Below are 22,465 nucleotides of genomic sequence, written 5' to 3'. Positions count from 1 at the left end.
CCTGTGAGAATGCTGTTTAGGTATTAAACATATGAATATTCGGGATTTCTTGCAGAGTGGGAAGTTATAATTATCCGGTTCATAGTCTGCTCCCCACCTCTAACATTATTATAGACATATTAATAGCTGATTCATCTTAAAAGGGACTACTAGAGATTACTCAATATCCTTATGGGGCAACAGGTTGGCCCGCTTTATGGCTCCAGGGCCAAAACGATCCCTTATCTCATCCATGAGCCGGTCAATGTTTTTATAATCAGCGTTTAATTGGGGCTCGAACAGAATCCCCTGCTCCAAACTTGTAACGGACGACAGCTGCCCCAGGGATAAGCCGAAAAGGCGCAGGGGGTGTTTGTTGTTATAGGAATGATGTAATAATTCACTGGCAATTTGGGTTACGATAATATCCGAATTGCAGGGGTTTATGGTCTTGCTGCGGGTGATGGCTTTAAAATTACTATATCTTAGCTTAATGGTGATGGTGGCAGCAAAAAGCGCTTCCTGGCGCAATTTCCTGCATAACTCAGCCGCGAATTGTGCGATTAGTTTTTCCAGGTAGGCGGTATCGTTTATATCCTCAGGGAAGGTTTCTTCCCGGCCCAGAGACTTTCTTTCATATTCCGGTTCCACTGCCCTCTTATCAATTCCATGAGCCAGTTCCCAGAACAAGCGACCGGCTGAGCCGATTTTGTCTTCCAACCATTCCGGCGGCAAGTCTTGAATATCGCCAATAGTTTTTATACCCAGTTTGTCCAGGCGCCGCTCTGTCTTTTGCCCTATCCCCCATATTCGAGATACCGGCAACGGTCTTAATAGCTCTAATGCTTCACTTTCAGTAATAATGCGTAAGCCACCAAAATTTCTGGCTTCATAGGAGCAAGTAGATACTACTCCACGGGAATGTATACTTCCTCCTACTACAACTGGTTTACCCCGCAATGAGGGGTTATCCAATTGTTCAACCGAAGCAAAAAAGGCATCCAAATCACAGTGTAGAATATTAGTAAGCTCTGCCATGGATTGCCCTCCCGGAAAAGCAAATATATAGTCAATTATAGCAAATCATTAAAACAAAGATATGGAAAATGTAGTTCCTGATGGGAAATCTCCGTTTGAATTACTCTTCATACTGCTATTGAGAGTAAGATTAATAATTATTGGGTATCTCCTGATTATAGTAACCACCGCATCAAGAAAATGTCGGTGATCATTGATGGAAATACTGAACTTTGAAGAGAATATTCCTGGTCATCCATTAACATTTGATCTAGTAAAGCCGAGTCAAATTTAATAGAACCACTATATACCTGCAAGAGCCGGGGATGGTATAAGTTTTTTGATTCCCTGGATTCTCCGGGACGGTTAAGGGGTAGCTGACATTTTTATGAAAAGCTAGTTGGTCGTATCATCGCCCAGGATGCCCGCAGCCGGTGATTGGGTCTAAAATGCACGTTCTGCGTTGTTGCTAAAAATCCCTCCCGCAACGTACCAGGTTCCTCAATCGCGGGCTTCTTCTACGCCTATCTTCGGCTTCTGTCAGCAGGTATGCAAAGGATTGTGTATCAAACCTTTGCAGAAATCTTACATAGAGCCACATAAAACCTTATTTGTTTTATAAATCGGATGATGATTTTCTTGCAGAGTTATACAAATCTTTAGGTTTTCGAGAAACTAATACCTGGATTCTTGCCACCAGAAAACAGCAATCATATTAAATCTTCACTGTAAAGCCCAGGTCTACTTCATCAGCGGGCTTTCCGCCTCTTATGCCCCAGTTGTGCAGGGGAATTTCATTTAAAACAATAGTAATATCAGTAGCCGGTATGCCAGGGTTGGTTTCCAGATTACGACAGATAGCTGAATAGAGGTCTACTTTGGCGGCCCGGCTACGGCCCGCGAACATGGCAATCTCTATAATTGTATTGCACTCCGTTCGGGTATCGATATACTCAAAGTTTTCAGCATCCAGTTCGTATAAGCGCTGATTATGATCATAATCCGGAATCTTCAGTGCTTCAACCAGCGCGTTGTGTACTCCGTCCATAAGAGCTTTTTTGTACTCGCGGTTTTTCCCCTGCAATATTTCGATTTTTACTAAGGGCATATTAATGTCTCCTCTCATTTGTTAATATTAGCTGAAATAAGTATCTGACTGTTTACCAGGTTTTTGCACCAAAAATATCCACTGGTTCCATAGCAAAGCCCTTAAAGTCGCTGCATGAGTTCCATCTGCGCAAGTATAATTTTACCATGGTTTATAAGTTCTGTCGTTTATAAAAGGAGGTTTGCCAATGCAATACGAACAGGTTTTACTTAAGCTGGCTCCGTGTGGGCTGGACTGCAGTCGTTGTGCGGGATACAGGGACGGAGAGATAGCACGCTTAAGCCGGGATTTGCTGTCACGGCTGGGAAACTATCGCAGACTGGCCCCGATTCGGGCCAGGACCGATTATGAATTTGCCGGATATGAGCAGTTTGAAAAATATTGAACTCTTTGGCCGGAGCATCATGTGAAGGCTGCCGGGGACTCAATAGCCGTTGTCCGGTAAACTGCAAGGCCAAAAGCTGTCACCGAGAAAAAGGGGTTGATTTCTGTTTTCAATGTGCCGATTTTCCGTGCGAGAGTGAAATGGAAATTCCACCCCTTAAACTGTTTTGGCAAAATGCTTTTGCAATATAATTGTACAAAATCGAGAATTTTGCTTGAATTGCGAAAATCATTAATACATTTTTCACCATATCAACAAGAATAATAGAACTTTTGTTCTTTTTTCTGTTATACTATTTCTATCCTGAACGAAAGGACTATGATCATGCGAACCGGTACTGCCAACCTCCCCCTGCACGGGGGCAAGTGTCCTGCCTGGCTTTTTACCCACATGAAAGCCTTGAGCAGAGCTATCGTCGAAGTGATTTTACAAGACGACGGGCCCGATGAAGTCCTGCGCCGGCTTTCCCATCCATACTGGTTTCAGGCCCTGGGCTGTGTAGTAGGTTTTGACTGGCATTCTTCCGGGGTAACTACCACGGTCTGCGGTGCCTTAAAAGAAGGCCTGGTAGAGATAGGTCCTCAGGCCGGTCTCTTTGTAGCCGGAGGAAAAGGGCGTACCGCCCGTCAAACCCCTTTAGAAATTATGAATCATGCTGATCGCCACGGGTTGAGCTGTTCAGCCGAAGATCTGGTTTATGCCAGCAAAATGTCGGCCAAGGTAGATAGTGCGGCAGTACAGGATGGCTACGATATTTATCATCATTGCTTTTTCTTTACCAAAGATGGTCACTGGGCGGTTATTCAGCAGGGAATGAATGAAGACTTACGGCAAGCGCGTCGTTACCATTGGCTGGGCGATGCTGTGGAATCGTTTACAACAGAGCCCCAGGCCGCTATTTGCTGTGACTTTACGACAGATACCTTAAATCTGGTGGCCAACGAAAATGAAAATATTCGCGAGATTAGCACTCATTTGGTACAGGAAAACCCCGATCGGCTCCTGGCGGAGATAAAACGCTTGCAGGAATCTTCCCTGACTTTACCGACCTGCCATCCTATACCTCGAACAGGCTATCTTAACAAAGCCTTGTATGCCGCTTATGACAAACACCCGCAGGATTTTGAAACCCTGCTTAATGTATCCGGAGTAGGTGCCGGCACCCTGCGGGCACTTTGTCTGGTTGCCGAAGTCGCCTATGGAGCCCGGCCCAGTTTTAGCGATCCGGTACGCTATTCTTTTGCCCATGGAGGAAAAGACGGCTTTCCTTTTCCTGTTAATGAAGCGGATATTGAACAATCCTATATCACCCTTAGGCGTGCACTACGCAAGGCTAAAGCCGGACAACGGGAACAGCTTGATGCCTTAAGAAAGCTGGCCCGGTGGCATAGTGAAGCCATAAAGGTGCAAGCCAGCCCGATTTCCCCCTCCCCTCCCCAACCCGCAAGTCTGGAAAAAAGCCCAGTACGGCAGCCGGGATTGTTTGACTAAGGAGCTCTTTTTGATGATAGCCGGGGCTTCTGCAACGGATATAATCCGCATAAAAATACTTAATGCGTTGCGGTAAATTCATAAAATCACCATCATTGATTCGGAACGACACAGGGGTCGTTCCCTACATTTCTACATTACTGCACAGTTTAAACAAACTACGGCATTATCCACCTGACTTCTCATATTCTTTTCTTACATCCTCTTCGGTCACCTGGCGGAAAAGGCAAAACCGCCTTACTTTAAAATCTGGCTTAAATCCATCTTTGCATAAACCACACGATGGACTTCTACACTCTTATCCTGCTCTCGTACAACATAAAATACCGCATAATTCTTTACCGGCAGCAAACGGTATTCTTCTTCTAACGGTTTTGTCAACCTGTATATTTTGTGGGCATAAGGAAACTCCTGTAATAGAAAAATCGAATGGTCGAACGCATCCAGCAACTCTATCGCAGCTTTCGGCGCTTTCAATTGATTAGAAATGTATATAATAATTTCGGCAATGTCCTGTTCAGCAATCGGCAGATAGGTGATCTCATACATTTTCGTTATCTGCCTTTTCCATTAGGGTTTGCCTCAAACGGTTGAAGACTTCTTTATGGGAGAATCGCTGGTTGGTTAGCCTGGCTTGCATCTCAGCCTCCTTGAGTTTAAAATATATTTCACTTTCAAATTGAAGTTTTTCATAGGCTTCAAAACTCATAACAACCATATCGCCATACCCGTTTTTAGTTAAAAATACCGGTTGTGCAGTTTCGTGGACGATTTTGGAAATGTCTGCAAAATTATTTCGTAAATCGGATACCGGTCTAATTTGTAGCATAAAGATAACACCTCCCATTTAAATTTAGTGTGATTTTATCATAATTATGCTAAACCGTGCAAGATATATATGGGCATAAAATCATTATTTCCTCAATTTCAGACAGTACTTCTTGCTCCCAGCAATTTCATCCAACGCTTTATGTAATACAAATGTTCCTCTTTAATGCTATATCACCCAAAATAAGTAATATCATACTATAATATTACTTGATATTCTAGTTATAAACCAATAAATTCCCGCAGGAGGCTTTTTCTATTTTGTCCCTGTCTCCAAAATAATTTATTCCACGCAGGGAAAACATCTTTTTATTATTTTTGAGGAAGGAGATATTATCTGTGGATATTGCGAAAATGATTAGAGATATAGGCTTTTCTAGCAAGTATGAAAGCTATATGACGGGTTGGGCGTATTAGATTGAAAGAGTATCAGAGGATGGGGGTAATATTAATGAATCACAGGAGGTTGGGGCCGCAATTATGGTGTGGGTTATTAGTTGCAGCATTGTTAATGATGGCCGGATGCCATGCTGGGTCATCAACTGGAGACAAGGATGACAAGGATGCTAATCCTGGTGCAATTGCTTTGGCCCAGGAGTTTGCACCTTATAAGGAAATTTCAGTGCAAGATACAGCTATAGTTAAGCCTTATAAGGTCGCACCTGATTTATCCAATGTGATTAATGCTGAACGCTTTGATTTTTCGGATAATGCCCGGGAATCATTAATCAAAAATGGTTTTGTAGTGCTTCCCGCTATGGGCCATGAGTTTTTTATGACCTATGAGATTAACCGTTATGACAATGTACCTAATTTCATTACCACGGATGCAGTAGTTCATAATTATCATCTCTTTTATTCTCATTTGTTGCAAAATGTTGAACAGCAAGCCTTGATACCGGAATTAAAGAAATTGAATGCCAGTCTATTACAGCGGGCGGAAACGGATTATAAGGATTTAAAGGGCAGTGACTGGGAAAATGCGGCTCGCCGCAATTTAGCTTTTTTTGCCGTAGGCAGTAAACTGTTAAATCCTGATACCAGGATTCCAGCTGCAGTTAAGACCGAGGCCGAACAGGAAATCAGTTTTATTAAAAAGCATGATTCTACTAAACTGTCACCGGTTATGGCCATGGGAACCAAACCGGATCTGATAGAAGGTTTAAAAGAAGATTATACCCAGTATATTCCCCGTGGTCATTATGCTAAAACGGATGATTTGAAAGAGTATTTCCAAAGTATGATGTGGTACGGACGTATTACCTTCCGTTTAAAAGATGCTGATGAGACTCGTTCGGCTATTCTCATGACCCTGGCTTTACATAACGGTATTGGTGCCCGGGAGTGGGAAAAAATCTATACAACTACCGATTTTATGGTGGGCAAGAGCGATGATATTGGTTACCACCAGTATATTGAACTGCTGGAACAGGCTTATGGCAAGAATCTAACTCCCAAGAAGATAGCCGAGGATAGCCAGAGTTTTGATAAGTTTCGCCAATTAGCCAAGGATTTGCAACCGCCGGTTATAAATTCGATTCCTATTTTTGATGCTACTATCCAGCCGGATCGGGATAAGGAAGTCTTAGGATTTCGCTTTATGGGACAAAGATATACTCTGGATGCTGAAATTTTCCAGCATTTAATTTATCGCGAGGTGACAGAAAACCCGGCGGGTGAACGGCGTATGTTGCCCAGTGGTCTTGATGTTCCGGCCGCCATGGGCTCGGACACCGCCGAAACTATATTGAAAAAACAAGGTGCTTTTGAGTTTAAAAAATACAGCACCAATATGGCAAAAATGCAAAAATATATTGCCGGACTTAATGATGAGTGGCACCAAAACCTGTACTGGTCATGGTTATATACTTTGCTGCCGCTTACCGTAGATAAATCCGATGGTTATCCTTCTTTCATGCTTAATGAGGCCTGGAATCATAAAGAACTGGCAACTTTTTTAGGCAGCTGGGCCGAGTTAAAGCATGATACTATCCTGTATACCAAACAAAATTATGCCGAAATGGGCGGCGGTGGCATGGAGGAAATTGATGACCGGGGTTATGTTGAGCCCAATCCTCACCTGTATGCCCGCCTGGCTTCCCTAACCGCCATGACCCGTGACGGTTTGAAAATGCGTGGTTTAATAGATCAAAAGGACAGCCAAAACATGGATCAACTTAATGAACTGGTTTTGCAACTGAAGGTTATTTCCGAAAAAGAATTGGCTAATAAAGCCCTGACTGAGGAAGAATACGAACTGATTCGTACTTTTGGCGGACAGCTGGAACATTTCTGGTATGAGGTTTACCGAGGCGATGGCCTGGAAAGCCGCTCGCAAATTTCCGACTTCCCCGCTATGCTGATTGCCGATGTGGCTACCAACCCTCCGGCCGAGGTTCTGGAGGTTGGTACCGGTTATGTAGATAATATTTATGCGGTAGTACCGGTTGCCGGTACTTTGCGGATAGCCAAAGGTGGGGTATACTCCTACTATGAATTCCCCTGGAATGCAGCAGACCGGTTAACTGACCAGAAGTGGCAAGAGATGATATATAACGATAAAGCCCCGGCCCTTCCGGAATGGACCGCTAATTATCGCATAAAGGGCACGGCTTCTGTAGATTTACTCCAGATTTTTAATTAGATGAAGCTAGTTATGCGGAAACAAATTGTTGCTATAAAAGCAGTAGTATTCATGCTACTGCTTTTAGCTTTCCTTTTCTTGGCAAACAAACCGGAACAACATGCAACTTACGACCTGAATCATGATGGCATTATGGAAAGTTATCATCTCACCCGGGGGAAACTGACTGTTACTCAGCCAGGTGGTATCGACTGGAGTTCCCCACCGGAATGGAATGTTCAATCTTTTGCTCTGGATGATGCAACCGGAGATGGAACCCCGGAGCTGATTATGGTGCTGTGGAAACGGGGCAGCTTTGACCGCCATAAGCCGTTATGGTATGAGCAAGAGGAAAATAACTATAGCTGTCATTTATTTGTGCATCGACTGATTGGCAATAAATTAATACCCCGCTGGTGTTCATCTGCTCTGGACCGGCCAATTAAGAGTTTTACCGTCGAGAAAGACCCTTCCGGTAAAACTTTTTTAGCCGTCGAGGAAGGCTTTTACAGTAGCTATTGTGCCGGTAGGCCTATAATTATAGGAAAAGAATATAGTAATTGGACCTGGAAACAATGGGGATTCTATCGTATTTGACAAGATGTAGATAAAAACTACTCTCATCTTATAACTCTAGCAGAAATGATTTCAAGAGAACCGCCCCCTTGACCTTAGGAAGCAAAAAGAACGTCCCCTTGCTTCCTGACAAATCAGGACGTGGGAACTATTCCATTATCCCTCCCTGCTCAGGTATCCGTTTCCATTGCGTATTCACAACTTTAACAGAAATCACATCTGTTCTTTAATATTCCTCGAGACAAATATATTGACTAATGCTCCGGTTCAACTATTATATCAAATTACGATATTCTCTTCTTCCATCTACAATGGCATATATAATTACTAACTTATCTGCATCATTTATCTTATAAAAAACAAGATGCCTTTCAACAATCACCACTCTATACCCTTGCTTTTTCAGAATCGAATATCGAGGAACACTTCCCGACTCTGGAAACTCCTGAAGACGATTAATTGCTGTTTCAATCTTGTCTAAATATCCAAGTGCAATATCAATATCACCAGAATCTTCGGCAATATAAAAAATGATTTCACGGAGCTGTTCCTCCGCTTTATCCGTTCGTAATATTTTGTACTTCATCCATTCTTCCTTTCCAGTAAAGATGCACGAAGATCATCGAACGAATCCTGCATTGGTGCCAATCTCCCATTTTTAACATCATCTTCCGCCTCTGCAAGTGTTCTAAGTAGTTCCAGTTCCGATTTCATCTGATAGTAATCCTGTAGACCAAGAACTGCTGTATCACCTCGTCCATTTACAGTAATAATAACAGCATTTCTTGATTCTTTGCACTGCTTGGAGATTTCACTATAATGATTTCTTAAATCTGCCGATGGTCTGATTGCTGCTTCCATGGTATCACCTCATTCCAATAACTTTCTAAAAATCATATTGTGACATACTATAGTCATATAATATCACAATATGACTATAGTATCAATCGTTATTCTTGCAGGCAGGCATCATAGGCCACCATCCCTTAACGGAACCCGTGTTCTGTTAAGGGTGCCGCATATTATCAGGAAAATCAAGAACTGTTATAAATGACCAATTGAGATGTCATAAGGATAAACGCTATCCCGTTGATTCGGACTATTCACCTAATCAGGATACACGATTTTATAAAAAGAATACCGGCTCTTTTCGATTCTGACATGTTTGACTCAGACGTTTGGCAACATCCTTAACTATACCAGGTTTCAGCGTTAGGGCGGTTTGAGGCCATAATATGGGTGATAAACTGCTGTGCAGTTCTTCCTGAACAGCCATGATACTTCCTTTCCCACTGGAGAGCAAGCTTTTCCAGTTCTTTGGGAGGCATAGCCACCTTATTCCTTCTGGCCAGTTCATTAATAATTTGCAAGTATTCCTCCTGCCCAGGGGACTGGTAGGATATCATAATGCCAAAACGGTCGGCAAAAGAGAGCTTTTCCTGGTAAGTGTCTGATATGTGGACTTCCTCTCCTGAGGGCTTGCGGTCGCTCCAGTTTTCCTTGATCAAATGCCGGCGGTTGGAGGTTACATAGAGAATCATGTTATCGGGACTGGCCTGTAAACTCCCGTCAATGCTAGCTTTAATTTCCTTATAATCGATTTCGAATTCCTCAAAGGAAAGATCATCAATAAAAATAATAAAATTCAAGCCCCGCTTACTTACGGTCTTAATAATGTCAGGCAATTCCAGCAACTGTCTTTTGCCCAGTTCAATCATGCGCAATCCCCGGTCTCCGAATTGGTTAAGCAAAGCTTTTACCGAGGATGATTTCCCGGTTCCCCTTTCTCCGTAGAGCAGGATATTATTGGCTTTCTTTCCGCTTATAAATGCTTCCGTATTGCCCAGCAGGATTTTCTTTTGGTATTCATATCCAACCAAATCTTCCAACATAACCGGATCAGGGTTTTCTATGCCTTGAAGACCTTTATTCCAGGAGAAGGCATGAAACTTTCTCATAGTTCCACAACCGGCAACATGATAAAATTCAGCCAGTGAGGACAGTAGCGCCCGGGGTGATTCGTCCTGAGTGAAAAGTTCCTTGAGTTGATGGAATTTGAAGATATACGGGGTATGGAAATGGTCTTCTGAACCATCACTTTGAAAGTTAAAGGAAAAAACTGAAGTGTTCATTCCCAATTTCTCAGCTATCTCCGGCAGGTTGAAATTAAACAGCTCTTTTAGAACAGCAATATCATGCAAGGCTGATTGATATAGGCCAGCACTGATTTTCTCCCCGTTTTTCTCACAGGCCAGGCTGAAGATATTTTCATCATCCAAAATCAATTCCAGCACATGGTTTTTCCATAAATCCCCGTTCCACTTGTTTCTTTCAGCAGCTTTAATCAAGGATTGCAGCATAGCAAAATAGCATTTCTCTACTGAGCGAAGTTTTTGACTAGGCGTATCCATCATAAGCACCAGTTCTTGAGCTTTTCGGATAGTCTCGTCTTTCAAGATCTGCCGGTATAGCAGCAAGCGCTGCAAATTCAAACCATCATTACTCATATAATCACTGCCCTCATTAAGCAATTAACCCTGTTATTTATTCTAGCTGATTACGCTTTCCTTTTCAGCATTAAAAGAAATTATCTAATTCTACATTTTTTCCTCTCTACTCTATCCTCACCCTGCTTAACCCGATTTTCACCTCAATTACCCTAACCCTTAAACCCATAATCTCCGCCAAAGAGCTTTATGACCCCATTTTATGGCCGCAACTTCCGCAGTATTCCCACTCTTCTTTTAGTTCATTGCCACATTCAGGGCAACAGCTTTTTAATAAGGTGCCACAGGATGTGCAGAATTTCAGGTCGTTGCTTTGCTCTTGACTACAGTTTGCGCATATATTGAACATAAGCCGGGCAATGAAAAGGAACAAAACAAAATGGCTGCCAGCAACAAGAAGGCAAACAATATATCCATGTTGCTCATTTGAGTCGCCCGGTTTTTACTTATTTTCCGCTGACCCGTATTACTGTCCGAGCTTTTTCTGCTTCGGAAGGGAGAACTTCCGGGTAAGACATAACGTGAAAGGTTCATTTATCAGATTTATCTTTTTCGGTAGCATATAATTCCGGCTTTATTGATAGGATTTGATCTGTAAAATCGTCCGGTTTTTCCAGAGAAAGCATAATTCGCGCCACCCCCGGAATCTCATTAATCATTCCCTGAAAGCATCGCGGCCCTTTCAAAATCAACTCCACATTGCAAATACTGCCAAGTCCCAGGTAAAACAAACCCGGATGGGATTTAACCATACCCGGACTCATAGTGCCGTTCGGAGCAGTCAGGGAAATTCTTTGCACCCTGGCAATGTCGTCCCAACATATTTGCCAATTGCAGCGCAAACCAAGCCGTAAATTCATTCCGGTTAAGCTGAGACTATGATTATAAATGTCCATAGCACGATAGTCAGCCCAGAGGAACATGATAGCCCACAATCCCAATAACAAATGCAGCATTTTCCAAACCATCCAACGATGAGGGAGTAGAATCGTAACTACAATGATTTCCAATAAACATAGAAAAATAAATACTTTGACAAAAAAGGCGTATGAATCTCTGCAGGTGCCAAAACCCGGTTCGCCATTCGCAACGGCTTTCCCTTTTATAGATAAATAAAGAGTGTGGTAAAGACGGGGTTCAAGAATAAGCATGCGGGCTATCCGGGGCGAGACTATGATTTCCAGGGCATTCTGCCAGGCATCAAGCACCTCCCAGCCTTCGCTTTTTAATCTCCGGTAGCGGCGGACAATTTTACTGATATTTATGAGGCATATGACTATAAACAGTAATTCCAAAACGGCTGGCAGCAAAAGACCATACCACAGATTATCCTTGGAGACTGCACCGGTATTATGTGCAATAATACCGCCAACCACGACTATCATTAGTATTGGCAGAGTATAGCGCCGAAGTCTGTTTAACTGCACTGCTTTTCTGCACATAGAACTCCTCCTTATCAGGTATTACGGCTAATCGCGGTTTTGTCCGCTGCTTTTACCGGACTCTAAATACTCCCCCAGTATTTCTACAAATTTTATCTGAGCAGGGGAATATACTTCTGCAAACATATCCCGCCACAAGGAGTTCAGGGATTTTTGCAAAGCTGATTCATGGCTCATGAGTTTTTGATAAAAAGGAAGGCTCTTTATAAATTCGGCATACTCACTCGCCAGTTCCTTGACTGCCGGCGAATCAGGTAAGAGCTCAGCTATCGCAGATATTTTAGTACCAAAAACCAAGGAATCATAGTACTTATCGGGATTATCTCTGAAATACTCAGCTACTTCGCGTAGAATATCCTCATAATCCACACCCCACTGCAAATCATCTATAATCTCATATAGCTTCCGTTCTTGCTCGTATATTTCCGGGCAAATATCCAGGTATTGTTCTCGGGCTTCTTCTCCCAGTATGGCAACAACCATTTTGAAAGATGGCGATTCATTGGTGCATTCCAGTAAATTTTCCTGTTCTTCCTGCAACAAGATCTGGATTTTTTCCACTCGCTCGGTCAAGGTCTGGATTTGATTCAACAGCTCGGTTTGCATAGCGAGCAAAACCGAGCGGAAAGACTTATGGCCGCCCGGTTCACCCAATATTCCCCTGATCTGCTCCAGGCTCAAACCCAGGTATTTGAGGCGTTTGATGGATCGCATACGATTCAATTCAGCCACCCCATACAAACGATATCCGCCTGGTGAGCGTTTCGCTTCAGCCAGCAGGCCCATCTTGTGATAGTGGAGTACCGTTTTTACAGTCGCTCCGGTCAGTTTTGCAAATTCCCCTATTTTAAGTTGTTTCTCCAAGCTTCATCCCACCTTAAGGGAAGTATAAACCCCGACCTTAGGTCGGGGTCAAATAGTATTTATATTTTTTAAGCTTTGAATTCTCTGATTAATTGAACAAGGGACCTGTCCGCCCAATGCATATCATTTATTAAAGGATAATACTCATAGCTAGGCGATCTTTACCGTCCCCGTACTCGTTCTTTCGATGCTCGATTACCTCAAATCCGAGCTTACGCTGGTACACCGCTACCGCAGAATGGTTTTCAGGACTAACGGTAAGTTCGATATTAGTTATATTATAACGCTTCAGTTCTTCCATACTGTCGCGCAACAAGGTAGTCCCCAGGTTTTTGCCACGATGAGATTCATCAATTGATATTCCGATTAAGTATGCTATGGAAGGTTGCTCCCAGTCTCTCATGTATTCCGCTACCCCGACAACTTCGCCCTGCAATCTGATGCAGAAAACCAATCCATGGCGAATAAAAGGAACAAAAGTCCATTCGTTCAATCCCCCTCCTTCAAAAGCCTGAGTCTCCATCTCGGCCAATCTCTGGATGAGTTTTGTTTCTGGTGTTCTGATGATTTCAACCATTTATCGTCCCTCCCTAATCAATATTTGCTCAAATTGATTTACGCCGATTTCCTGGTTTTCTATTTAAGACAGTCTTCCGCCCCCTTTACTCAGTTTAAGGAAATGAATCATTACCCGGGTATATTCCCCGTAAACAGAATCTATGGACATGTCATGTCCCAGCTTGCGCGCTAGTCTTCTTGCCAAATACAGACCCATACCAGTTGATTTATTGAACTCTCTGCCATTATACCCGGTAAAACCTCGTTCAAATACCCGGTCTATATCCTCAGGTCGTATACCAATACCGTTATCCATGATAATTAGCCTTTTCTCCCGCTCATCTTTTTCAGTGTAAACCTTGATGAGCCCTCCTGGAGGAGTATATTTCAAAGAGTTTGAAATAATCTGGTCAAGAATAAAGAGCAGCCACTTTTTATCGGTAGTAACCGTGATGTCCAGGTTCTCCATCTCAATTCTTATATTCTTAGCAATAAAGATCTTGGCATGTTTTTTAATACTCTCCCTAAGCACTCTATTAAGTTCTAATTCTTGAACAAAGTAATCCCGAGAAAAATCATCTATCTTCGAATAATAAAGCACCTGTTCTACCAAACGCTCAATCAGCTCGATTTCTTCCTCTAGACTGTTTAACAATCCCCCCTCATCTTTACAACTATTATTTTCAAGTAATAGTTTGCTAACAGCAATGGGGGTTTTAATTTCATGTATCCAGGAGGATATAAATTCGAAGTTCTCCTTTTTCTCTGCATGGATTTTTTCAAGTCTGCTGTTTTGCTCGTCATAGATTTTGAACAGAAGCTTTTTAAACAGCTTATGTTCATAGTTCTGCGCTGCAGGCAAACTATATAGAGCTTCCTTTTCCGTATGAATAGCCCTGATTATTTGCATATAGTATCCCTTCCTGAGCAGATAGGTCGCCATAAGATAAGCACAAAACAGGAATAAGGCAACAGTACCCCTATGAGGTTTCTGGGGGGCAAAAACAGCGCACAGCGGCAGCACGGGCGATCATCCATAGACCCAGCCTGATCCTGGCGGATGAACCCACCGGGGCACTGGATTCCAAAGCATCTGCCGAACTGCTGCAGTGCTTAAGCGATTTAAATGAAACAAATGGTGCCAGCATCATGCTGGTAACCCATGATGCCTTTGCCGCCAGTTACTGTAAGCGGATTCTTTTTATAAAAGATGGCCGCTTATTTACTGAGCTGGTAAGAGGAGGCTCACGCAGAGAATTCTTCCAGAAAATACTCGATGTTCTCGCCGTTATGGGAGGTGGTAAGCGTGATTTTATTTAGTATCACCGCTAAGAGTATAAAGAAAAACTTTCAAAACTATTTCCTCTACTTTGTTTCCATGGTTTTCAGCATTGTGGTTTTCTACGTTTTCACCTCCATTCAATACAATGAACAGGTAGCCCAAACAGTAGGAGAAACCACCCGGTATATGTTGAAGTTGGGTACAATAAGCGTTGCCGTCTTTTCAACTATCTTTATGGGTTATTCCAATTCCTTTTTTACTCGGAAAAGAAAGAAGGAGATAGGGCTTTATTCTTTATTGGGGCTGCAAAAACGGCAAGTAGCCCGGATGCTTTTCTATGAAAACCTAACTAATGGGTATTGCAGCACTTGGTGTAGGCATTATAGTGGGGAGTATATTTTCAAAACTCTTTGTCATGCTTTTCTTCAGACTTATGGGACATTTTGTACAGGTATATTTCGCCATATCCCCACAAGCTATATTTAATACAGTTACGGTCTTTTTAATTATTTTTGTTGTCATTTCTCTCCACGCTTACAGCCTGATATACCGTTTCAAACTGGTGGATTTATTCCGTGCTGGACAGAGCGGGGAAACCGAACCAAAAGCATCGCTGGTTCTTGCTCTGGTTTCTATGGCATTAATCGTTGCGGGCTATAGCTTGGCATTTCATTTAACTGAGAACTTTCTCCTGTATGCACCAATGGTCTTAGCGCTGGTAATCATAGGAAGCTATGGCTTGTTCCACTCCTTTATGGTATTTGTGATCAGACTATCCAAGAAAAATACTTCCCAATATTATCGGGGCATGAACTTAATCAGTGTTTCTAATCTCTTGTACCGGATAAAAAGCAATGCTACCCTCCTGGCTACCATCGCCGTATTAAGCGCTACCACTGTGACTGCTGTGGGGATGAGTTATGGCATCTATTATGATATTAATAATGCAGTAAACTACCATAATCCTTTTAGTTATGTTTACTGGAGCAATGCTGATCGGGACCAAAAAGTAAATCAGACCCTGCTCCAATATCCGCAAAACCAGTTGCTTCATTCGGTTGAAATTGAATTTATCTCGGCCCGGGGAAGCTTACCCGGTCTCGATACTCATTTCGCTTTGATCTCAGAGAGCAACTATAATAAACTAGCCCAAATAAAAGGCTGGGATAAAGTAAATATGTCTAAGCAGGAAGGCGCTGTTATTGTGCATTCCGACTATGATTTCAGGGGAGATTTCGTAGATAAAACGGTATTATTGGAGTTGGATGATAAAAGCAAACCGGAATTCCTTATCGTAGACCGTCGGCCTTACAAGTTAACGAATAATAGTAATACCTGGACCAGCCTGGTGCTAAAAGATGAAGCTTATGAGCAACTCTCAAAAGCTGAAAAACCAAATTCCTTGCGAGCGTTAATCGTGGACAATCAAAAAGATAGCCAGGCATTAACTGCTGAACTTGGGAGAATCCTTCCTGCATATACTTGGAATTCATACTACTCAGAATACATGTTGAATATGGAGCAACGAGGTATGCTTATGTTCATCGGTGGTTTCCTGGGCCTGGTGATCCTGCTCGCCACCGGCAGTATCATCTACTTCCGGCAGTTGAATGAAGCCCAAAAAGAAGAACTTAACTATCAGATCTTGCGCAATATAGGAGTTAGCAGAAATGAAATACACGCTTCTATTCGCAAGCAGCTTCTTTATGTATTCCTTTTTCCATTAATGGTTGGAATAGCACATAGCTGGGTAGCACTGATGGCTTTAGCTAATTTACTGGTTACAAATCTGGTTATATCAACAATCATAACAATAGCTGTTTATACGCTTATCTATCTTATCTATTACCAGTTGACAGTAAATTCATATAACCGGATTGTCAACTCGGGAAATTTGCGATCTATTTAACTAGGAGCCTTAAGGGAAGTATAAACCCCGATCTAAGGTCGGTCAAATAGTATCGAGGAGGCCCGTGTTCCCGCTATTTCATCTGGCCGGGTGTTAAAACGAATGAGTGGGAGCACGGCTATTATCTGACATATGCTATGAATACTAAGGGTAAATACCGGGTTGTTATGCCCTTCGAATTTTGGTATGTAAATTAGGACGCTTACCTGTTGGTGCGAGTATCTATTAGATAAAACTTATTTTTCATATTATTTTATTCATATTTGGCGGGGTGGGTATGAATTAAGACAATAGCATTTGTCTGAATAAATTTGTCACTGTCTATCTTTGCCATTCAAAAAAAAGCAACGAATATAGTAATATTGAAATGTATTTTAAAATTGGAAGGCGGAGATAACATGAAACGTTTTAGCAAAGCCATCCTCAAGCTTATTCAGGGACTATCCAAAGCAGTTTTACGTTTTCCGTTAACCGTATTCTTTTTGATTTGTTGTACCACCTTGACCTGTTACATGATTTCTCTGCATAAAAGCCCCGATTTAATCGTCCAAAAGCTGATGTTTGTCTTTCTGCTGGGTTCTTTCATAGGGGTTACCGCCCAGTTTGCCTGTGAACGTTTTCCACGCCTGGCCAGGCTGCGTTGGGCGCTATATGCATTATCCGCCCTCCTTACCCTGGGCTATTATTTTATCATTTCCCCGGCACCGGCCATAGATTATGGGGTAGGCGCCCGGACATCGGTGGCGGTAATCTCCATGTTTTGTGCTTTCATTTGGTTGCCATCTTACCAGGGTAAGTTTGATTTTAACAGCGTGGCCTTGATTCACTTTAAATCGGCCTTAACATCGATTCTCTATGCTGGAGTGCTTGCGGCCGGCCTGGCATCGATTATTGGGGCTATCGATATCCTGCTCTTTAAGGTCAACAGTGATGCTTATGGCTATATGATGGCCATCGTTTGGATTCTTTTCGCAACCACTTATTATCTATCGCTCCTGCCCCGTTTCAATTCGGAAACGGAATTGGATCAGACTTATGCCCAGGAGGCGAGCCAGTGCCCTCATTTTCTGGAGATACTGATTTCCTATATAGCTGTTCCATTGGTTGCTGGGTATACGCTGGTTTTGCTGGCTTACTTCGTCAAAATCGGGGTTACCATGAACTGGCCCTCCGGTCAGCTGGGACCAATGATTTTGGCTTATTCTGCTGCCGGACTCATCATCTATATTCTGGCCAGCGGGCTGGAAAACCGCTTTGCTGTCCTTTATCAGCGTATCTTCCCTAAGGCATTAATCCCAATTGTAGTTATGCAGCTTATTTCCGTATATATACGACTAAGTGCTTATGGTGTCACGGAATCCCGCTACTATATTGCTTTGTTTGGTATCTTTTCTATTGTAATTGCTATGCTGCTATCCTTTACACCGGTCAAGAAAAATGGACTCATTGCCCTCCTGGCAGCGGGTTTTGCTATACTTTCGATTCTTCCGCCGGCAGATGCTTTCACAGTATCACGTAACAGCCAGATAACCCGGTTGGAAAACTACCTGCAGACAGAGGGCGTATTAGTGAATGGAAAGATTAACCCTAAGAGCGATGCCGATATGACCTTACGACTGGAGACCACCAGTATCTTAAACTACCTGGAAAGGCGAGGCTATCTTAAAGAGGTTGCCTGGCTTCCGGCTGATTTTCAAACCAATAGAGATATGGAGAAGACCCTGGGTTTTGAGCCCGCTTACAAATATCTAGGGGTCGACCAGAACAACTTCTTCGCCCATTTAGATATGCAAAAACCAATTAACATTGAGGGCTATGATGTTCTGCTCCAGGCTGGTACTTACAGAGGAATGGATCCTAAAGAAATCATGACTTATAACTTTGAGGTGCACGGATTCTCATATAAACTAATACTTGACCCCGTGTCAGCAAAGGAAGCCCGGGTATCAGTTCAGAATGACGCGGGCGACAAACTGATATCCACCGGTTTATATGATTTTGCTGTTTCCATTACCGGTATCAGTAACCTTCCCAAGGAATCCCTGGATGCTGAAGATTTGACCCTGGATGTAGAAAATAATAACTGTAAAATGCGAATTATCTTCCAGAATATCGGTATTACCTATGGTACCGGCGGAGACGCTGGGGCTGATTACAACATGTTTATCCTGATTTCGCTTCCGGCTCAAAGGTAAGGCGGGGTGCTTAACCCTGATGAATTGACATCTGTTAAAGATTTGCTGGAAATTGTCAAAAAGCTAAAAATGTTTATGAAATCGCTTTCTAAGTGGGACAAGGGACCTGTCCCACTGTCCCTTCCCCTGTCCCTTGCTAAAAATGGTTGTTAAGCTGAGTGAAGATATTAGAGAGATATCTGAATCCGTGACTATTGCTCATGAAAGCATATCCTGACCAATCGGCTAAAAAAAGTGTTAATAATTAAAGGTTCAGAATCCCCAAGTTGATAAAAAGGTAGATGCATATTTTATCTTCCAGTTCACACCAGTCACTTTGCAATTACAGCTCACTCCGAAGGAAGTTGGTTACTTGATGAAGCTCAACCGCCAGCTCTTTCAAATGTGATGAATGTTCAAGCATGCGGCTGGTGTTCTCCGCCTGATTATAAGAGGATTGCAGGATTTCCGGAATGCTGTTTACGATTGTATGTGAATCATTGTATATTATATCTATTTCTTTGACCACGTTCTCAATCAGCTTTAACATAGCATCGGTTGCTTGTGATACCTCCCCGATTACATCATTGTTTTTATAGACCTGCTCTTGTATCGCATCAAATACATCACCGGCATTCTGAACTGAATCAGCGCTTTGGGTAACAGCCAGATACATCTGATCAAGCGTTGATTTCAAATGGTTGAACTCCTTTATAACGTTCGTTACCAAAACTGCAGTCTGTTGTGAAAAATCCTGGGACATTTGTGACAATTTGCTGATTTCCTCGGCAACCACATTGAAGCTCCTGCCCTTCTCCCCTGCACGGGCAGCTTCAATAGTAGCATTGAATGACAGCAGTTTGGTCTGTCTGGCAATATCCTCTAAAGAACGATTAACTGTGTGTATCTGGGTAAATTGGCGGTTAAGATCATCAAAAGTAAACCGGGTGTTAATGGTTGCCTCACAAGCTCTTTTTGTTTCGCTTTTCACCTGATTAATTGCTTCCAGTCCTCGTCCTGAATAATGGATTATATCCTGACTAACTGCCAGCGAAGCATTGTTGGCAGTTAGCACGTTTTCCACCAATCCTGTTAATTGTTGACTAACACAGCGAGTCCTGACTACGGCGGCCATTTGTTCGTTAACTTCTTCACTAATTAAGGTAATCTCGGCAGCAATATTGCCTGAATCATCTTTTATCTGACCAGCCTGCTCAGCCAATTCATTGCTTGAACAGTTGAGTCGGGCAACCATTTCTTTAACCTTGGTCAGAAAATAGCGTATAGACTGAAGCATACGATTAATAGTCGCTGCTAGAACTAATAGTTCGGGAGCAGTGCCAGATTTGGGCAAAGATAAATCCAGATGGCCTTTTTCAACTCTTTGCACCTGCTCCACTATTCTATCAATAGGCCTGGTTATGCCAATGATTATAAACATTGCGGCCAGATAGGAAACAAACAAGGATAAAAGCCCTATGCCTACAGTTATGTTCCGTATTCTGCATACCGGCTTCAAGTAATCAAGCTCCGGTATGATCAGCACTATAAGCGATTGCCTTTCTAGAGAGTAGTCATAAGCTACTGTGTACATTTGTTCAACTACTTTTACATGCAAAATACCCCGCTCTTTTTGCAACATATTATTTATTTCATTTTGCGTAAGAGGCATTGTTTTTAAATCACCATATGCTTTTACTGCTGTCCCCTGCTTGCTTACCATATATTGACTGAGGTGATAACCTCTTTGCAAGAAGCTGGATCTTTGATTTCCCAAATAATAGCCAAGCTTGCTGTCGAATTGACGCGAGTCAAGTAATGCCTGCATTACAGATATCTTCTCTACTATATTCCCAGCCGCATCCTGCAATTGAGCTTCAGCCATGAACAAAAACTGCTCTTTTTGAAGGTTCCAGGCAACCACCGTCAAAAGCCCGACCGTAAAGAATATGATACATCCAAAAGTAATAATGATTTGTTTCCGTATTGAAAGCTTGTTCATAGTTCCTCCTATTGCTGAGAATTGGCATTTTTCATAAACTCAATTCTAAGTCAGCAATATTTTTTTAATGTTTACCGGCTATAAACATTAGGTAAATATATGTAAAAACACGGGTTTAATAAACAGTAATGGCCTCGAGATGGAGATTAGTAAGAATTAGGATAAGAGAGTGAAAAACAGATTTTGGGAGGAAAACTCAAGCTAAATACAGTCAGTAAACATCACAGGCGAAAGTGAGAAGATTTTAATCTTTTACATACGCATAGGATGCTTTTTTACAATAGTGCTCTATAATATTCCTAAAGCTGGATAAAGGATGAAGGCATTATGCCCTATCCGGGTATTTGCAACAGACCTGCCCTCAAAAAGGTCGGGGAGAGCAAGCAGAATTACCCTTCTGCTTTTTAAAGCGGCTTTTATCCAAAGCCGTTAAAATCTTCGTCCATACAACCAGCTTTTTACTTTTAGAATTCAAGACAGGCAGGCCTATAAAGATAAAGAGTGGTTTTCCATAGCATTTATTAACAAGCCATTGACTATACCGGCACTACCCTGCTCATACCCAACACCAGTAATTCTATAATGCAACAGCAAATACTCCACTCTCCTTCGGGTTGCCCGGTGCAAGACCATTTTGTTCCGGTTGGCCTGGTACCAGGCTATAATGTCCGGCTTGCCCTGCGCCCGGCCTGCCCCCCACCAGTCGGCTACCATTTCTTTAATATATTGATCAGGCATAGCTGTAGCGTACGGCTCGTTCTCTTCCCCATACAGAATCCACCACTGCCAGTGGTGACGGTTACGCTTTTGATGAACCAGCCAGGCCAGCATGTAGGATTCTTTAGAGTTGGGAGCTTCCATTTGTTCAGAACAATGTTGGTTTGCATAGAAGCAGTTTGCATAAGCTATGAACTCTCCAGGCAGGAATTTACTCAGGTCGTGGGTGATGCCGCGCCATGGGACTCCTAAACGTAAGCATTCCAGGAATACAAACCATTTATGGCGGATAAGATAGCTTAAGAATTTGAGATATTTCATCTACTCTCCTCCCGCTTGTTTGAGATCAGTTTTTGCACCATCTAAATTATCCGCTATAAACGTTTTAGCTTTATTACCCCAAGGTAAAAACGGACCTGTAGTTTTGTAAATTATTTGGGATTATATCGGAGGGGGACCAGTCATCAATTGTATATGAGGTATGCTTGACAAGAGTTTTGGTCAATTAAATACTATACATATGATACCATCGGTTTGAAATGGTCTTATTATTATGTAATACATCAAAAAATTATTAAAGGTTTTTTAACCAGAATCATATTAAGGAGGTCTTCTGATGTTTAAATATGAATATTGACTAGGGGACTTGTTCCATGCGGGTTGTGTGCCACCATATGTGGAACCAAAACCATAGACCACACCAAGGAAGAATTCCCCTCCCGAAATCCTGAAAGAACAGAAACCTTTCCGGACGGAAACCTACCTCCCCCTTTTGATAATCCTTTAAGGAACTTACCATCATCCAAAAAGGTCACAGCAGTTTCCTCATACCAGCCGACAGAAGGAATGCGGGCCTCTTCGCAGTTTGCTGCAGAAAATCGAACATGCTCATAATGTCGGCCCAGGTTCGATATCTATGTAGCAAAGTGTTAAGACATTTTAACGAAGAGTTTACCTTAAGATTAAATCAATTTAAGAAAAGGGGTTTAAAATATAGTCAAAA

General features: G+C 42.4%; 20 protein-coding genes and 3 pseudogenes. 9 read left to right on the top strand and 14 right to left on the bottom strand.

All coding sequences use genetic code 11. The annotated features are described in order from the left end of the window. Nucleotides 1–156 precede the first annotated feature (156 nt). On the bottom strand, nucleotides 157–1,017 hold the full coding sequence (locus AWB54_RS03875) for a DNA polymerase Y family protein (RefSeq protein ID WP_061213304.1): 861 nt from the start codon (nucleotides 1,015–1,017) through the stop codon (nucleotides 157–159). A gap of 694 nt (nucleotides 1,018–1,711) precedes the next feature. Beyond that, nucleotides 1,712–2,104: a tautomerase family protein gene (locus AWB54_RS03870; RefSeq protein ID WP_061213303.1), complete on the bottom strand. Its 393-nt coding sequence runs from the start codon at nucleotides 2,102–2,104 to the stop codon at nucleotides 1,712–1,714. Nucleotides 2,105–2,291: 187 nt separating this feature from the next. On the opposite strand from AWB54_RS03870, the gene AWB54_RS03865 reads away from it, so the two are divergent. The 3 genes and pseudogenes from AWB54_RS03865 to AWB54_RS03855 all read left to right on the top strand — a co-directional run. Continuing rightward, nucleotides 2,292–2,489 (top strand): DUF3795 domain-containing protein, encoded by a 198-nt coding sequence (locus tag AWB54_RS03865; RefSeq protein ID WP_061213302.1) that lies wholly within the window; start codon nucleotides 2,292–2,294, stop codon nucleotides 2,487–2,489. Continuing rightward, nucleotides 2,486–2,680, top strand: coding sequence for a DUF3795 domain-containing protein (locus AWB54_RS16635; RefSeq protein ID WP_061213301.1), 195 nt, complete (start codon nucleotides 2,486–2,488; stop codon nucleotides 2,678–2,680). The genes AWB54_RS03865 and AWB54_RS16635 overlap by 4 nt, the downstream gene beginning before the upstream one ends. Nucleotides 2,681–2,834: 154 nt before the next feature. After that, nucleotides 2,835–3,980, top strand: a pseudogene (locus AWB54_RS03855) (DUF763 domain-containing protein); the annotation flags it as partial. A 237-nt stretch (nucleotides 3,981–4,217) separates the two neighbouring features. Here the strand turns inward: AWB54_RS03855 and AWB54_RS03850 are convergent. Next, on the bottom strand, nucleotides 4,218–4,529 hold the full coding sequence (locus AWB54_RS03850; RefSeq protein WP_061213300.1) for a type II toxin-antitoxin system RelE/ParE family toxin: 312 nt from the start codon (nucleotides 4,527–4,529) through the stop codon (nucleotides 4,218–4,220). Further along, nucleotides 4,522–4,809, bottom strand: a complete 288-nt coding sequence (locus AWB54_RS03845; RefSeq protein ID WP_061213299.1) for a type II toxin-antitoxin system Phd/YefM family antitoxin — start codon at nucleotides 4,807–4,809, stop codon at nucleotides 4,522–4,524. The genes AWB54_RS03850 and AWB54_RS03845 overlap by 8 nt, the downstream gene beginning before the upstream one ends. 450 nt (nucleotides 4,810–5,259) lie before the next feature. On the opposite strand from AWB54_RS03845, the gene AWB54_RS03840 reads away from it, so the two are divergent. Then, the gene (locus AWB54_RS03840) at nucleotides 5,260–7,452 is read left to right on the top strand and encodes a DUF3160 domain-containing protein (protein WP_061213298.1); all 2,193 of its coding nucleotides are present in this window, start codon (nucleotides 5,260–5,262) and stop codon (nucleotides 7,450–7,452) included. 12 nt (nucleotides 7,453–7,464) lie between these two features. After that, nucleotides 7,465–8,028, top strand: a complete 564-nt coding sequence (locus AWB54_RS03835; protein ID WP_061213297.1) for a hypothetical protein — start codon at nucleotides 7,465–7,467, stop codon at nucleotides 8,026–8,028. A 253-nt stretch (nucleotides 8,029–8,281) separates the two neighbouring features. Here AWB54_RS03835 and AWB54_RS03830 read toward each other — a convergent pair whose 3' ends face one another. From AWB54_RS03830 to AWB54_RS03800, 8 genes are all read right to left on the bottom strand, one after another. Further along, on the bottom strand, nucleotides 8,282–8,593 hold the full coding sequence (locus tag AWB54_RS03830) for a type II toxin-antitoxin system RelE/ParE family toxin (protein ID WP_061213296.1): 312 nt from the start codon (nucleotides 8,591–8,593) through the stop codon (nucleotides 8,282–8,284). Further along, on the bottom strand, nucleotides 8,590–8,868 hold the full coding sequence (locus tag AWB54_RS03825) for a type II toxin-antitoxin system Phd/YefM family antitoxin (RefSeq protein ID WP_061213295.1): 279 nt from the start codon (nucleotides 8,866–8,868) through the stop codon (nucleotides 8,590–8,592). The genes AWB54_RS03830 and AWB54_RS03825 overlap by 4 nt, the downstream gene beginning before the upstream one ends. A 329-nt stretch (nucleotides 8,869–9,197) precedes the next feature. Further along, entirely contained in the window at nucleotides 9,198–10,514 is a 1,317-nt protein-coding gene (locus tag AWB54_RS03820) for an ATP-binding protein (protein ID WP_061213294.1), read from the bottom strand. A gap of 187 nt (nucleotides 10,515–10,701) precedes the next feature. Further along, nucleotides 10,702–10,863, bottom strand: a complete 162-nt coding sequence (locus AWB54_RS16630; protein WP_368664460.1) for a zinc-ribbon domain-containing protein — start codon at nucleotides 10,861–10,863, stop codon at nucleotides 10,702–10,704. A gap of 181 nt (nucleotides 10,864–11,044) precedes the next feature. Then, nucleotides 11,045–11,956, bottom strand: a complete 912-nt coding sequence (locus AWB54_RS03815) for a hypothetical protein (protein WP_061213293.1) — start codon at nucleotides 11,954–11,956, stop codon at nucleotides 11,045–11,047. Between the two features lie 27 nt (nucleotides 11,957–11,983). Continuing rightward, nucleotides 11,984–12,820, bottom strand: a complete 837-nt coding sequence (locus AWB54_RS03810; RefSeq protein WP_061213292.1) for a MerR family transcriptional regulator — start codon at nucleotides 12,818–12,820, stop codon at nucleotides 11,984–11,986. A 130-nt stretch (nucleotides 12,821–12,950) separates the two neighbouring features. After that, nucleotides 12,951–13,397 carry a GNAT family N-acetyltransferase gene (locus AWB54_RS03805; RefSeq protein ID WP_061213291.1) on the bottom strand — a complete coding sequence of 149 codons (447 nt, stop codon included), beginning with the start codon at nucleotides 13,395–13,397 and terminating at the stop codon, nucleotides 12,951–12,953. A 63-nt stretch (nucleotides 13,398–13,460) separates the two neighbouring features. Continuing rightward, nucleotides 13,461–14,288: a sensor histidine kinase gene (locus AWB54_RS03800; RefSeq protein ID WP_061213290.1), complete on the bottom strand. Its 828-nt coding sequence runs from the start codon at nucleotides 14,286–14,288 to the stop codon at nucleotides 13,461–13,463. A 53-nt stretch (nucleotides 14,289–14,341) separates the two neighbouring features. Here AWB54_RS03800 and AWB54_RS03795 point away from each other — a divergent pair. The 4 genes and pseudogenes from AWB54_RS03795 to AWB54_RS03780 all read left to right on the top strand — a co-directional run. Further along, nucleotides 14,342–14,698: pseudogene (locus AWB54_RS03795) on the top strand (ATP-binding cassette domain-containing protein); the annotation flags it as partial. Beyond that, nucleotides 14,655–14,999: pseudogene (locus tag AWB54_RS16625) on the top strand (FtsX-like permease family protein); the annotation flags it as partial. The pseudogenes AWB54_RS03795 and AWB54_RS16625, both read left to right, overlap by 44 nt. A gap of 13 nt (nucleotides 15,000–15,012) precedes the next feature. After that, nucleotides 15,013–16,569, top strand: a complete 1,557-nt coding sequence (locus AWB54_RS03785; protein ID WP_160328903.1) for an ABC transporter permease family protein — start codon at nucleotides 15,013–15,015, stop codon at nucleotides 16,567–16,569. 398 nt (nucleotides 16,570–16,967) lie between these two features. Further along, on the top strand, nucleotides 16,968–18,764 hold the full coding sequence (locus AWB54_RS03780; protein WP_061213287.1) for a DUF4153 domain-containing protein: 1,797 nt from the start codon (nucleotides 16,968–16,970) through the stop codon (nucleotides 18,762–18,764). Between the two features lie 322 nt (nucleotides 18,765–19,086). On the opposite strand, the gene AWB54_RS03775 is transcribed toward AWB54_RS03780, so the two are convergent. After that, nucleotides 19,087–20,745 (bottom strand): methyl-accepting chemotaxis protein, encoded by a 1,659-nt coding sequence (locus AWB54_RS03775; protein ID WP_061213286.1) that lies wholly within the window; start codon nucleotides 20,743–20,745, stop codon nucleotides 19,087–19,089. A 486-nt stretch (nucleotides 20,746–21,231) separates the two neighbouring features. Continuing rightward, entirely contained in the window at nucleotides 21,232–21,783 is a 552-nt protein-coding gene (locus tag AWB54_RS03770) for a DUF5662 family protein (protein WP_061213285.1), read from the bottom strand. Nucleotides 21,784–22,465: the final 682 nt, after the last annotated feature.

It is taken from the genome of Syntrophomonas wolfei subsp. methylbutyratica, assembly GCF_001570625.1.
In the GTDB taxonomy this organism is placed as follows: domain Bacteria; phylum Bacillota; class Syntrophomonadia; order Syntrophomonadales; family Syntrophomonadaceae; genus Syntrophomonas; species Syntrophomonas methylbutyratica.
The sequence above is the reverse complement of the archived record's forward strand: the minus strand, read 5'-3'. Positions and strand labels throughout refer to the sequence as shown.

Coding starts and splice junctions, on each gene's coding strand:
- AWB54_RS03835 (WP_061213297.1), top strand. CDS start 7,465: ATGCGGAAACAAATTGTTGCTATAAAAGCAGTAGTATTCATGCTACTG.
- AWB54_RS03800 (WP_061213290.1), bottom strand. CDS start 14,288: ATGCAAATAATCAGGGCTATTCATACGGAAAAGGAAGCTCTATATAGT.
- AWB54_RS03830 (WP_061213296.1), bottom strand. CDS start 8,593: ATGAAGTACAAAATATTACGAACGGATAAAGCGGAGGAACAGCTCCGT.
- AWB54_RS03840 (WP_061213298.1), top strand. CDS start 5,260: ATGAATCACAGGAGGTTGGGGCCGCAATTATGGTGTGGGTTATTAGTT.
- AWB54_RS03845 (WP_061213299.1), bottom strand. CDS start 4,809: ATGCTACAAATTAGACCGGTATCCGATTTACGAAATAATTTTGCAGAC.
- AWB54_RS03850 (WP_061213300.1), bottom strand. CDS start 4,529: ATGTATGAGATCACCTATCTGCCGATTGCTGAACAGGACATTGCCGAA.
- AWB54_RS03770 (WP_061213285.1), bottom strand. CDS start 21,783: ATGAAATATCTCAAATTCTTAAGCTATCTTATCCGCCATAAATGGTTT.
- AWB54_RS16630 (WP_368664460.1), bottom strand. CDS start 10,863: ATGTTCAATATATGCGCAAACTGTAGTCAAGAGCAAAGCAACGACCTG.
- AWB54_RS03870 (WP_061213303.1), bottom strand. CDS start 2,104: ATGCCCTTAGTAAAAATCGAAATATTGCAGGGGAAAAACCGCGAGTAC.
- AWB54_RS03825 (WP_061213295.1), bottom strand. CDS start 8,868: ATGGAAGCAGCAATCAGACCATCGGCAGATTTAAGAAATCATTATAGT.
- AWB54_RS03780 (WP_061213287.1), top strand. CDS start 16,968: ATGAAACGTTTTAGCAAAGCCATCCTCAAGCTTATTCAGGGACTATCC.
- AWB54_RS03805 (WP_061213291.1), bottom strand. CDS start 13,397: ATGGTTGAAATCATCAGAACACCAGAAACAAAACTCATCCAGAGATTG.
- AWB54_RS03775 (WP_061213286.1), bottom strand. CDS start 20,745: ATGAACAAGCTTTCAATACGGAAACAAATCATTATTACTTTTGGATGT.
- AWB54_RS03815 (WP_061213293.1), bottom strand. CDS start 11,956: ATGTGCAGAAAAGCAGTGCAGTTAAACAGACTTCGGCGCTATACTCTG.
- AWB54_RS03875 (WP_061213304.1), bottom strand. CDS start 1,017: ATGGCAGAGCTTACTAATATTCTACACTGTGATTTGGATGCCTTTTTT.
- AWB54_RS03820 (WP_061213294.1), bottom strand. CDS start 10,514: ATGAGTAATGATGGTTTGAATTTGCAGCGCTTGCTGCTATACCGGCAG.
- AWB54_RS03865 (WP_061213302.1), top strand. CDS start 2,292: ATGCAATACGAACAGGTTTTACTTAAGCTGGCTCCGTGTGGGCTGGAC.
- AWB54_RS03785 (WP_160328903.1), top strand. CDS start 15,013: ATGGGTATTGCAGCACTTGGTGTAGGCATTATAGTGGGGAGTATATTT.